Below are 12,495 nucleotides of genomic sequence, written 5' to 3'. Positions count from 1 at the left end.
TATATTATATGAGCCCGGTCTAAAAAGCATCTTTATTGCCAAACTCTGTGGTGTTTTAAATTATTGAATCCTCATTAACAACGAGTTAACTCCGGTGAAAAATTTAAAACGTCTTGACTTTGACAAAAATATGCTTTTTATACCACACTCATTTATATCAATATTTATTTATTACAATGCGGTGTATCAATATATTACAAATTATCTTATATCTAAAAATCTAACTTTCTATTGCTACTAAGCAATTGCAGAAAGTGCTATAAATCTTAATAACAAGTGCCCTTTCATGTCTGTCTTTCTCAAAGTAAACATTAAATTTGCATCAAACATAAACGCATAACATGGTTGTAGATTTATTCATTCCCTGTTTTATAGATCAGCTATACCCCAGCACCGGGTGGAACGTCGTAAAAATTCTTGAAAAAGCCGGTGTGGAGGTTAATTACAATCCCCGGCAGACGTGTTGTGGTCAGCCCACTTATAATAGTGGATATTGGGATGCATCAAGGAAAGTGGCAGAAAAATTTCTGAAGGATTTTCCAAACGACCGTCCGATTGTTATTCCTGCTGCTTCGTGTGCCGGATATATTCGCAATCACTACCCGGAATTGTTTAAAGAGCACCCCGATAAAAAAAAGGATGTTGACCGTGTTTGCAAAAATGTGGTGGAGTTGACCGATTTTCTGGTTAATCACCTGAAATTTGAAAACTTCGAAGCCTGTTTCCCGCACAAAGTAACCTACCATGATGCCTGTTCGGCACTTCGCGAATATGGCATAAAAGATGAACCCCGTCGTCTCCTGTCAAATGTTGAGGGACTGAAATTGCGTGAATTACCCGACAATACAACATGCTGTGGTTTTGGCGGCACTTTCATGGTGAAATATGTACCGGTGTCAACAGCTATGGTGGAACAAAAAGTTGAAAATGCACTCTCTACCGGGGCCGAATACATTGTTTCAACTGAGGCATCCTGCCTGTTGAATATCGAAAGTTTTATTAAGAAAAATGAATTGCCCATAAAAACCATCCACATTGCAGACGTTCTGGCCAGATTTTGACCGATAAACGGGGAGCCGTTTTTGAATAATACAGGTTAAATCACTACTCCGGAAGCTCAATTTCTCCCATCTTATTCAGTTCGGTAAGTATGCTCCAGGGCCGCATATAGATTCTCTTTTTGAATTCACGGTAGTCATTGCTGGCGTTGGACTTGTCAATAACATAGGCGTTCCAGTAGTAAAGAAAGAACCCAAAGCCCTCGTCAATAACCATCTGGTCGATTTCGTGCTCAAAACGATGCTTTCCTCTCCCGGAAAGATATTGCCAGCCACGTTTTATTAATCCCGGAAAACGACGACTGTTATAGTCCCGCACATGCATTAACTCATGGGCCATAAGTCCTACCCGGGCTTCCGGCGGAACCTCTTCCAGCAAAACGCCGTCAAACGCCTCATCACTGTTAATGCACAAAATATAGGTACGATTCTCTGGTTTCTTAAACAACGAAAAGAAAGATGGCCGTATAGCCATGGTTGTACCAATGGATTTCTCTTTTACCTTTATATTAACATCATGAATATCGGTAAGACTATCGGCCAGGAAGCTGATTAGCGAATGGTATTTTCCGGGGAATTCCCATGTTTCGGGGATTTTCTGGGCATTGGAAACATGGCCGAAAGAACATAGAATTAATAATAGTATACAATAGATATTTAGATTTTTAGATATAAGATATGGGATGAATCGTATAATACTTAAAACATGCATATTAAGTAACCAAGCTTTTAAAGATAGAAAAATGAAACGAACTCCGATTACTCCCCTATAAATCGGGGTAGCCAGGGAGGCCATCCGACTTTAAAAATAAATTTTACAGGGATGAACACAACCCGCATTATTCAAAACCTCAGGCTATAATCTTTTGCATCATATTCTTTGACTGGCATTTAACCAGAATGTCAACCCTGAATTTCTACGAAGAACATTTACTCAGGTTACGTCTATCGCATTTGCAGCTCGTGTAATTTCTGATACACCCCCCCTTTTTCAACCAACTCATGATGATCTCCGGTTTCCACAATTTCGCCATCCTGAAAAACATAGATGCGATCGGCATTGCGGACAGTAGACAGTCGGTGAGCGATAACGATTGAAGTACGGTTGGCCATCAGGTTTTCAAGAGCTTCCTGCACAAGTTTCTCCGACTCTGTATCAAGAGCAGAAGTGGCCTCATCAAGAATAAGAATGGGGGGATTTTTCAAGACGGCCCTTGCTATGCTGATTCGTTGCCTTTGTCCGCCTGATAAACGTCCGCCTCGATCGCCTACAATGGTATCGTACCCACGTTCAGTCGCCATGATAAAGTCGTGTGCATTGGCCACCCGGGCAGCCTCTTCAACCTGTTCCGGCGTGGCATTTTCGACACCAAAAGCAATATTGTTAAAAATGGTATCATTAAAAAGAATGGCATCCTGATTTACATTTCCCATCAGATGACGTAAATCCTGAATTTTAAGGTCGCGGATATCAATGCCGTCAATCAGGATAGCGCCCTCGCGCACATCGTAAAACCGGGGTAGAAGGTCAACAAAAGTAGATTTACCACTGCCTGACTGTCCCACCAGTGCGATAGTTTTTCCTTTGGGGATATAAAGAGAGATATTTTTGAGAACAGGTGCCTGGTTATAGGCAAATGTTACATTACGATATTCGATTCCCTGCTTTAAGTCATCGATTGGTTTGGCATTGGGCGACTCTTTTATTTTTACCTCGGCATTAAGAATGCCGTCAATCCGGTCGAAGGCCGCAAGCCCTTTCTGGATATTATACAATGCCTTGGAAAAGGCTTTAGCCGGGTTGATCACCTGATAAAAAATCCCGAGATAAGCCAGAAATTCGGCAGCATTAATGGTGTCCGACTCGGTAAGAATCAGCGTACCACCAAACCATACAAGAATAACCACCACGATGGTCCCGAGAAATTCACTCATCGGATGTGCCAGATCCCTTCGTCGCATCAGGCGGTTCATTATGCTGCGGTATTCTTCTATTTCCCCGTCGAAACGGTTATCCATTCGTTTTTCAGCATTAAAAGCTTTGATGATACGCAATCCGGAAAGTGTTTCCTCTATTATTCCCAGGAGATCGCCCATCTTATTCTGACCTGCACGCGACGTCTTTTTCAAACTCTTGCCCACCCGGCCGATAATGTAACCGGCCAATGGCAAAACAATGAAAACAAAAAGTGTGAGTTTTACGCTGAATATCAGCATGGCAGCCAGGTAGACCATAATAAGAACCGGATTCTTAAGAAACATATCGAGCGACGACATGATGGAGTTTTCAACTTCCTGAACATCGCCGGTCGACCGGGCAATGATATCTCCCTTTTTCTCCTCACTGAAAAAACCGCTGTGCAAATTCAAAATTTTCCGGTATATCTGATATCTCAGGTCACGCACAACACCATTTCTGATGCCGATACTGGTATAAGAGGCCAGATATGCAAAGCCGGTTTTCAGGAAGGTTCCGATAACAAGAAATACCCCGACAAAAAGCAACGACCAACCGGGGCCGTAGTTGCTTTTCAATCGCGTGATGTAGTAATATAAATTGTGTTTAAGATCATTAAAACTGAAATTCCAGTCCACCAATGCATAAACCTCACTTTCCTGCCCAAGAATAATCTCAAGCATAGGGATCATCAGAGCAACCGAAAAAACGGCAAACAAGGCCGAAAGGAGATTGAACAAAACATTAAATACCAGCAAATGTTTGTAGGGCGGCAGAAACCGCTTCATTATGAACCAGAAATCTCGCATTAACAGATGTTTAGATTTAAGATGTTTAGATTTTTAGGTTTTATTGGTGTCTGAACTTCAAAAACATGTAAGAGAAAATATTATCGCATTAACCGATATCAGTCGTATTGGAAAGAAGCTGTTCAAAGCTCCGTAATCCCGCATGTTACTAAAATAAATCGACACCGGTATAATTCTGCGGAGAAATCTTTTTGAGTTCATCTTTCACCCGCTCATTCACCTCTAATGTATCAACAAAACGGGAAATAGATTCTTCATTGATCACTTCATTGGTGCGCGTCAGGTCTTTTAAAACCTCATAAGGATTGGCAAATCCTTCACGGCGCAAGATGGTCTGCATGGCTTCGGCCACTACTGCCCAGTTGTTTTCCAGGTCGCGGTTTATAGCGGATTTGTTGATTAAAAGCTTGCCCAGCCCTTTTTGCAACGACTGAATAGCCAGCACCGAATGAGCCAGAGGAACACCAATGTTGCGTAAAACAGTACTGTCGGTTAAATCGCGCTGAAGCCTTGAAACCGGAAGTTTGGCCGAAAGATGTTCAAACAGTGCATTTGCCACTCCCAGATTTCCTTCTGCATTTTCAAAATCTATCGGATTCACTTTGTGCGGCATAGCACTGGAACCCACTTCACCCTTCTTGATTTTCTGTTTAAAATACTCCATCATTATATATGACCAGAAGTCTCTGGCCAAATCAATAAGAATGGTATTGATGCGCTTGAAATTATCGAAAATGGCTGCCAGATTATCGTAATTGGATATTTGTGTGGTCACCTGCTCACGCTCCATCCGGAGTTTTTCTCCGACAAAACGATTGGCAAAATCAACCCAATCCACCTCCGGATAGGCAGCCTTGTGTGCATTAAAATTACCGGTAGCACCGCCAAATTTTGCCGGACAGGGAATGTCTTTAAGCAAAACCAACTGCCGTTTAAGGCGTTCCACGAAAACGCGAACCTCTTTCCCCAGGCGCGTAGGAGAAGCAGGCTGCCCGTGTGTTCTGGCCAACATAGGGACATCTCTCCATTCATTGGAAAGCGCTTCGAGTTTAGAGATCAGTTCTTCCAGAAACGGATAATAAATATCGTGCACAGCATCGCGAAGCGAGGCAGGAATTGCGGTATTATTAATATCCTGTGAAGTAAGACCGAAATGTATAAACTCTTTAAATCCTTTCAATTCCAGACGATCGAATTGTTCTTTCAGGTAATATTCAACAGCCTTAACATCATGATTGGTTACATTCTCTATTTCCTTAACACGTTCGGCATCCTCGAGCTGAAAGTTCCTGTAGATGGCACGCAATGCATCGAACTTACCATGATCAAAATTTTTCAACTGTTCCAGCGGCTCCTCACACAAGGCAATGAAATATTCCACTTCTACCATTACCCTGTAACGAATAAGAGCATACTCGGAAAAATAAAGTGCAAGGCCGTCCACTTTCGAACGGTACCGGCCGTCTATTGGGGATATTGCTGTAAGCAAATGCAAGTCTGTCATAATTGTCTTCCTTTTACACCGCCACAAAGGTAGAAAAAAAATGATGATGGAGGCTGCTCCTGAAAGGGCTATTTTGGCGGCGAGCATAACACAGCAAATGGTACTTTATGGACAGACACTAAATAATAAAGCCCGATGCTCACTTAAGCCCGGGCTTCAAAAGTAAAGATGTCATTGTTCTTCACAATTAATCATCCGTCTCGTTTACTTCCACACAATAGAATGCTTTACCGATAATGGTTATTGTTCCGTCCGGATTAAGCGGTAACCCATCCAGAGGCACCTCAAAAGAAAAACTTGAAGGCCGTGGCGACGTAAAATCGTAGCGGTAAGGAAAATCCATGTAAAGCAGATCCTGTGTTTCGCTGTAATAGTTCTCTTTTAGATCGCTGAAACTACCTGCATAAAAAAGTATTGTGGTAAATTCAATATCAAAAACATCACCCGACATCAGTGATTCATCCTCGAAAGTTACCAGCAATTTGTCGGATGTGACATGTACTTCCATTTTTCCGGTTGTCTCACCGGCATAAGGATCGTTTCCGAAAAGTTTGCTGACCAGGAATTCGCCTTCTTCAGGCACGATATTATTGTACATTCCAAGAACAAAACCATAGTTGTTGCCTTCTTCATCGGTGGCATTCCTCAGTTTGGTACCATGCACCCATCCGTTTATTTCAAGTTCACATTCATCTTCACAATCTACCGGGCAATACTCAGCGTAACCGCCCCAACGTTTAATCTTAAAAACTTCTTTAAATGTTATATCCAGAAGCCAGGCCGTTTCTTCATAACCTTCTATTTCGACCACACCGTGAGGCACAACAGCCAGGCAACCAGAGTCAGGAAGCTCTGATAACGGGATGGTAAAGGTATACTCACTGGTCCCGTCAGGAAGGTCCTCAACGGAATAAGGGAAGTGTCCCGGAACAGGAATGCCGGGTTTATTTCGCGGAAGATCATATATGTCACCCACAAAAAGATGAGCTTCAGTAAGTTCCCATCCCATAGATGTTGAATAGGTAACATACAGATTGTCTTCGTCGTTCGAAACATAAACATAGCCGGCTTTTATGTGCTGTCCTGCATACAAATCAAATGCCTGATTCTGTCCGCATTCAGTGGGAGGTACGGTAATTGCACCGTTTTTAAGGGGAGGATCGGTTTCAAGGCCATCCGTAAATTCTTTGGTGCAAGAATTAATTGCCACTAAAACCATAATGACTGTAAGAACATCAAAGAAACTTTTCTTCATAACTCTCGGTTTTTGATTTTTTCAATTTTTGAAGTAAATATAGCGGGGTATGAGGCACTGTGTAAAGAAATGTTTGATGAACAGCCCGAAAATGAAGATGAGACTGCGACAAAAAGAGCATTTATTCTTTTTCCTGGTTTTGAGCATCTCCAAAAATTCCATATTTTTATTTATAAGTTTTCGTAATGAAAAATGAGTGCGGTATAAAAAGCATATTTTTGTCAAAATAAAGGCGTTTTAAATTTTTGTACCGGAGTTAACCCGTCGTTAATGAGGATGCAAAAATTTAAAACAACACAGAGTTTGGCAACAAAGATGCTTTTTAGACCGGGCTCAGATATTCAATATCAAGGAATTCAAGCAAGTGAAAACCATTCCGGTAATACTTTTGACATTACTTTTTCCTTTTTTGGCCAGAGGAGAGAAAAGTTTCACAGACATTGTGTTACTTAACTCTTATCATCCTACCTTCAAATGGACGGCTGATATTACCAGGGGTGTATTGGATGAGTTTTCAGACGCCGGAAAATACAGGGTATTTGTCGAATATATGGACTCAAAGCGGTTTCAGAACAAGGAATACATCGAACAATTACGTGAAGTTTATCGCCGCAAATATTCATCGGCCGAAATTGACGGTATCATAATCAGTGACAACAACGCTTTTGACTTTTTCCTGCGTTATGGCGACCGCATTTGGGGTGATGTTCCCGTTGCTTTTTGCGGGAATAACAATATCAGGGATTACAAGATCGATACCACACAATTCAAAGGCGTTAATGAGCAAATCAATATCGACAGCACTTTGCATCTCATTAAACAACTGCATCCCGACCTCGACGAGTTGATAGTGATCTCCGACTCAACCGTCTCCGGGAGAATATTCAGCAATCAGTTTATCGAAACGGTTACCACTAAACACCCCGACTTAAAATACAGAATGGTGAAAGCTAAATCACCGGAACAACTGACTTATGAACTGAAAAATATATGTTCCGACCACAAAGTTATTTACTTACTGAGTTTGTACATCCGGCGAAACGGAATCCCGCGTGAAATGATTCAGGAATCCGGACTTTTTCATAATAACTGCCAGGCACCGATATATAGCAACTGGGATTTTCTTTTTGGCGACTTCATGGTAGGAGGTGTGGTTATCAGAGGATGGGACCAGGGACGTGAAGCAGCCCGGATCATGAAAAAAATGCTACAAGGCAAAGCAAACATTCCCTGGCTGGCCCCTACCCCCGAAAAACTGATGCTCGACTACCGTCAGCTCAATAAAAACGGTATCAACTACTCGGCACTGACACCCAAACCTATCCTGCTCAATAAGCCCGAAAACCCCTTCGAACGGTTTCAGCGAGAGCTGATAATCGTTACTTCTATACTTGCTTTTCTTCTGATCATTATCCTTATACTTCTGCGCGTCATCAGCCAGAAAAGAAAAGCAGAAAAGCAACTAATGCAAAGTGAGAACCGTCTGGAAATGGCCCTTGAAGGTGCCAATGAAGGATTGTGGGATGTTGACTTTTTATCCGGCGATGTATTTCTGAGTCAACGATTTGCACAGTTATTACTATACCATAACCCCAACGAAATCGGTTTTAACACATCAACATACGCAACGCTTTTTCATCATGACGACCAGCAACAGGTTTCCGAAGCGTTTCAAATGCATAAAAACGGACATGCTCAAATGTTTCATTGTGAAGCAAGATTGCGTACAAAACCCGGTAATTATATCTGGTTTTCAATACACGGCAAAATCACAGAACGCGATGAGAGTCAGAATCCCCTTCGAATGGTTGGTACAATCACTGAAATTCAGTCGCAGAAAGAGTTTGAAGAACAGCTGAAAGAAGCCAAGGAGAAAGCAGAAGAAAGTGACCGGCTGAAATCTGCTTTCCTCGCCAATATGAGCCATGAAATAAGAACACCCATGAATGCCATACTGGGATTTACCGAACTAATGAACGTTGAAGCATCCCCCGAAAATGACAACCGAAGATACCTGGAAATGATTAAAAACAGCGGTGAAAACCTGCTGAACATCATCAATGACATCATCGACATCTCCAAAATCGAATCGGGACAATTACAAATAAAAAAGGAAACTTTCGATCTTCATAACCTGCTTGGAGATATCAGGAATATTTGTATCAATCTGATGCAACAGAAAAAGAAAAGCGGAATAGAATTACTGGTTAAGCACGGCATCGATGATGACAACTTCTTTATTAATTCAGACCCTTACCGGCTTCAGCAAATTCTTCTGAATCTTTTAACCAATGCGATAAAATTTACCGAAAAAGGTTACATACAGATACAATACACCATTAAAGACCAAAAAACACTGACGTTTGAAGTGAAAGACAGCGGACAGGGTATTGACCCGAAACATAAAAACATTATTTTTGAACGTTTCAGACAGGTGGATGAAAGCTCTGTAAAAAGATTTGGTGGTACGGGACTGGGATTGGCCATTACCAAAAGCCTGATAACAATGATGAAAGGAGAGATATGGTTCGAATCGGAACCGGGAGAAGGCTCAACTTTCTTCTTTACCCTGCCCTGCGAATTTAAAACATTAAAAGCAGGTGTTCATTTTTAACCTGCATTATTCATAAGGGCGGTATAAAATCCGGAACCCGGCAACATAACAACCATGCAAATTTTCTACGAACCCGAAATACTGACCAACGGAGGTTTTCTTAACGAAGAAGAGTCACGCCACTGTATAAAAGTTCTTCGTCATAATAAGGGAGATACCATTCACGTCATCAACGGGAAAGGAGTACGTGCCACCGGAACAATAACAGAGGCTTCGGCAAAAGCGTGCCGCATAAAAATTGAAAATACGGAAATCGAAGATGAACCCGAAGGAAAATGCCATATTGCCATTGCTCCGACAAAGAGCATCGACAGATTTGAATGGTTTCTGGAGAAGAGCACGGAACTTGGTATCGACAAAATAACACCGCTTTTGTGCCATCAATCGGAACGAAAGCACATCAGGTTGCAACGGCTGGAAAGAGTGCTGACGGCTGCCACTAAACAATCACTGCGTCTTTGGAAACCTGAGATAACGGAATTAACGAGCATACGGGATTTCCTTAATTTCGATTTACCCGAATCACTGAAATACATTGCTTACTGCGATAACCAGGAAGAGCAGCAATATCTGCCTCACCTTTTGAAAAACAAGAAAGAGAACGACGATGTTTTGATTCTTATCGGACCTGAGGGAGATTTTTCTGAAAGCGAAGTGTTGCTCGCAAAAGAGAAAGGCTTTATTCCCGTTTCACTGGGGAAAAACAGGCTAAGAACAGAAACCGCAGGAATTGCGGCTTGCATGTCCGTTAAGATGACGGAAGAAGGTCAAAGGTAATCCTGAAGTGTGTGACTCCCCAGATAATCTTTAATTTGACGGGAAACACGAAGAGAAAGATCACCCAATAAACATTCACCAAAGGGACAAACATCCCTGTTCATCGGGCAGGTCTGGACTGCCAGTGGTCCTTCAATGGCTTCATAAACATCAAGAAGCGTGATTTCTCCGGGTAATTTCTTCAATACAAACCCACCGGAAGGCCCCCGGTTAGGTGATACAAATCCGGCTTTGGATAATCGCTGCATTATTTTAGCAACATGATGACGTGAACTGCCGATAAAGTCGGAAATTTTACTCACGTTCAGCACCTCATCCGACCGGGCTATCAACACCATACTGTGGAGTCCTATTGAAGCAGCTTCGGTGAGAGCGATGATATTAGCCATTGCAGTTATGCTTTAAGGTATTGTCTCAGATCGAGACTGTGCCCGCCCCCGAAAAATCTCTCAGCAGCAGGATCACGACTCAAAGATAAAAAAATAAAAACAACCCGTAACCGCGAAACAAACGTTTCCGGAATACGGGCTGCTTAAACTAAAATATTTGTTCATTGCATGTTAATGTTCAAGCTCCAGCGTCTTTGTCGGTAGATCACACACTTCTTTGGGTCCAAAGTACTGGATAGGTCCGGGATAAACATATAGCGTGTTCATAGCCCATTCTTCACGATTTTCGGCAAATGTCATAAACGGTTTACCATCCAGCTTAACCAACGCTTTCTGAATAACCGGCTTCATGGTACCGTGGCGACGTTCCATATTCATCATGCTTGTAATGGGCACGCCTCCTGCTATCCACTCATCGGCAGGTGCTTTAAGGTTGCGAACAGCAGCCATATAACCGGTTTTTCCTTCAGCGATCAGAATGGAAGCAGTATTCCCGAGAGAATAAGTGTAATCGGCATCAAAATTAGTCGGGGCAGCACATCTGCCTTCATATCCGAAAAAGTGGGCCTGACCTTTGAACTTACCGTTGAATTTTCCTTCCTTTTTGAGTTTTTTGACTTTGGCTTTCACCATGTCGATCAGAAGTTTTTCGGTCTCAATCATCGAAACCTGAACGTTTCCGTGCGGGTCACGATCCAGCAGAAGCTGATTGGCAAAACTGTTGGGAAGATGGGTAAACACTTCGGCCGACGCTTTGGAAAGTTTTTCGGCAACAAAGTCGCGGCGTTCTTTATTACTTTCCAGCGCGGTGACTTCCGATTCATGCTTTGCCAAAAGATCGTTCAATTCTCCAATCAGGGATTTCATGGCTGGAATGAATTCAACCAGGCCTTCGGGCACCAGTACCGACCCGAAATTATCCCCTTTTTCGGCACGTTTAACGACCACTTCGACTATCTGATCGACCACGCCGTCGAGGGTCATGTTTTTAGCTTCAACTTCTTCGGATATAATAGCCACGTTGGGTTGTGTCTGAAGCGCACATTCCAACGCAATATGCGAAGCCGAACGTCCCATCAGCTTTATAAAATGATAGTATTTTTTGGCCGAATTGGCATCACGCTGAATATTTCCGATAAGCTCGCTGTAAACTTTGCAGGCGGTGTCAAATCCAAAGGAAGTCTCAATCATTTCGGTCTTCAAATCCCCGTCTATGGTTTTGGGAACACCAATAACCTGAATATTCGCACCTTTTGCAACAAAGTACTCGGCCAGCACAGCGGCATTGGTGTTCGAATCATCACCACCTATAATTACCAGAGCATTGATGCCCAATTTTTTACAGTTTTCAAGCGCTTTGTCAAACTGGGCTTCTTCTTCAAGCTTGGTTCTTCCTGAACCAATGATGTCGAATCCTCCGGTATTCCGGTAATGATCAATAATATCTGAAGTCAGTTCCTCATATTCATTATCGGTAAGACCACTGGGTCCACCCAGAAAGCCATAAAGCTTACTGTCGTTGTTAAGTCTTTTCAGTCCATCGAAAAGTCCGGAAATCACATTGTGCCCGCCAGGAGCCTGTCCCCCTGAAAGAATGACTCCCACCTTTTGAGCCGGGTATTTTTTCTCATTGCTGTCGGTCTCAAACGACAAAACGGGTAACCCGTAAGTATTGGGAAACATCTTTTCAATATCGGACTGGTCTGCAACCGATTGGGTCTTTTTTCCTTCAACAATTTTTACGCTGCCTTTTAGTGCAGCAGGAACTTTGGGAACATACTTTTCCCTCGCGGTTTGGAGTGGACTTTTTATCATATTACAAAATGGTTTATTGAAATTTTTTAATTGTAACGGGGTAATATTAATAAATCGGAAGTAAATTGACCTCTTTTGTTTTCAACTTAGCAACTTCCTGATTTTCCAGCTGCAAATTTGAAAATATTTTTTCAGAATAGAAAAAATCGATGCTTAAAAATGATAAAACAGGGAGAAGGGAGAAGGGAGAAGGGAGAAGGGAGAAGGGAGATGTTAGTTGCTGGTTGCTGGTTGCTGGTTGCTGGTTGCTGGTTGCTGGTTACTGGTTGCTGGTTGCTGGTTACTGGTTGCTGGTTACTGGTTGCTGGTTGCTGGAG

At 42.4% G+C, this 12,495-nt stretch carries 9 protein-coding genes; 3 read left to right on the top strand and 6 right to left on the bottom strand.

Features of this window, described 5'->3' with window-relative positions; translation table 11 throughout:
- Window positions 1-341 precede the first annotated feature (341 nt).
- Window positions 342-1,061, top strand: a complete 720-nt coding sequence (locus OQ5_RS0112425) for a (Fe-S)-binding protein (RefSeq protein WP_016777799.1) — start codon at window positions 342-344, stop codon at window positions 1,059-1,061.
- A 43-nt stretch (window positions 1,062-1,104) separates the two neighbouring features.
- On the opposite strand, the gene OQ5_RS0112420 is transcribed toward OQ5_RS0112425, so the two are convergent.
- The 4 genes from OQ5_RS0112420 to OQ5_RS0112400 form a co-directional block, all read right to left on the bottom strand.
- Window positions 1,105-1,770 (bottom strand): hypothetical protein, encoded by a 666-nt coding sequence (locus OQ5_RS0112420; protein ID WP_176694085.1) that lies wholly within the window; start codon window positions 1,768-1,770, stop codon window positions 1,105-1,107.
- A 233-nt stretch (window positions 1,771-2,003) separates the two neighbouring features.
- The gene (locus OQ5_RS0112415; protein ID WP_016777797.1) at window positions 2,004-3,824 is read right to left on the bottom strand and encodes an ABC transporter ATP-binding protein; all 1,821 of its coding nucleotides are present in this window, start codon (window positions 3,822-3,824) and stop codon (window positions 2,004-2,006) included.
- Window positions 3,825-3,972: 148 nt separating this feature from the next.
- Window positions 3,973-5,328, bottom strand: a complete 1,356-nt coding sequence (purB, locus tag OQ5_RS0112410) for an adenylosuccinate lyase (protein ID WP_016777796.1) — start codon at window positions 5,326-5,328, stop codon at window positions 3,973-3,975.
- Window positions 5,329-5,515: 187 nt separating this feature from the next.
- On the bottom strand, window positions 5,516-6,583 hold the full coding sequence (locus tag OQ5_RS0112400) for a hypothetical protein (protein ID WP_016777794.1): 1,068 nt from the start codon (window positions 6,581-6,583) through the stop codon (window positions 5,516-5,518).
- Between the two features lie 364 nt (window positions 6,584-6,947).
- On the opposite strand from OQ5_RS0112400, the gene OQ5_RS0112390 reads away from it, so the two are divergent.
- Together OQ5_RS0112390 and OQ5_RS0112385 are read left to right on the top strand one after the other, a co-directional pair.
- A complete protein-coding gene (locus tag OQ5_RS0112390) occupies window positions 6,948-9,197 on the top strand; it encodes a sensor histidine kinase (protein WP_016777792.1) in 2,250 nt (749 codons plus the stop codon).
- A gap of 54 nt (window positions 9,198-9,251) precedes the next feature.
- Window positions 9,252-9,974: a 16S rRNA (uracil(1498)-N(3))-methyltransferase gene (locus OQ5_RS0112385; RefSeq protein WP_016777791.1), complete on the top strand. Its 723-nt coding sequence runs from the start codon at window positions 9,252-9,254 to the stop codon at window positions 9,972-9,974.
- Here the strand turns inward: OQ5_RS0112385 and OQ5_RS0112380 are convergent.
- Together OQ5_RS0112380 and OQ5_RS0112375 are read right to left on the bottom strand one after the other, a co-directional pair.
- On the bottom strand, window positions 9,965-10,363 hold the full coding sequence (locus tag OQ5_RS0112380; RefSeq protein ID WP_016777790.1) for an RrF2 family transcriptional regulator: 399 nt from the start codon (window positions 10,361-10,363) through the stop codon (window positions 9,965-9,967). The genes OQ5_RS0112385 and OQ5_RS0112380 overlap by 10 nt on opposite strands.
- Before the next feature lie 171 nt (window positions 10,364-10,534).
- Complete coding sequence (locus OQ5_RS0112375; protein ID WP_016777789.1) at window positions 10,535-12,178, bottom strand: diphosphate--fructose-6-phosphate 1-phosphotransferase; 1,644 nt, start codon at window positions 12,176-12,178, stop codon at window positions 10,535-10,537.
- Between the last annotated feature and the right edge of the window lie 317 nt (window positions 12,179-12,495).

It is taken from the genome of Anaerophaga thermohalophila str. Valhall (genome assembly GCF_000250735.1).
Lineage (GTDB): Bacteria > Bacteroidota > Bacteroidia > Bacteroidales > Marinilabiliaceae > Anaerophaga > Anaerophaga thermohalophila_A.
Note: the sequence above shows the minus strand (reverse complement) of the source record. Positions and strands in the feature narration are given on the sequence as shown.

Bases quoted from the DNA above. Each gene is read 5' to 3' on its own strand.
- OQ5_RS0112400 (WP_016777794.1), bottom strand. From the start codon at position 6,583: ATGAAGAAAAGTTTCTTTGATGTTCTTACAGTCATTATGGTTTTAGTG.
- OQ5_RS0112375 (WP_016777789.1), bottom strand. From the start codon at position 12,178: ATGATAAAAAGTCCACTCCAAACCGCGAGGGAAAAGTATGTTCCCAAA.
- OQ5_RS0112425 (WP_016777799.1), top strand. From the start codon at position 342: ATGGTTGTAGATTTATTCATTCCCTGTTTTATAGATCAGCTATACCCC.
- OQ5_RS0112415 (WP_016777797.1), bottom strand. From the start codon at position 3,824: ATGCGAGATTTCTGGTTCATAATGAAGCGGTTTCTGCCGCCCTACAAA.
- purB (WP_016777796.1), bottom strand. From the start codon at position 5,328: ATGACAGACTTGCATTTGCTTACAGCAATATCCCCAATAGACGGCCGG.
- OQ5_RS0112385 (WP_016777791.1), top strand. From the start codon at position 9,252: ATGCAAATTTTCTACGAACCCGAAATACTGACCAACGGAGGTTTTCTT.
- OQ5_RS0112380 (WP_016777790.1), bottom strand. From the start codon at position 10,363: ATGGCTAATATCATCGCTCTCACCGAAGCTGCTTCAATAGGACTCCAC.
- OQ5_RS0112420 (WP_176694085.1), bottom strand. From the start codon at position 1,770: ATGCATGTTTTAAGTATTATACGATTCATCCCATATCTTATATCTAAA.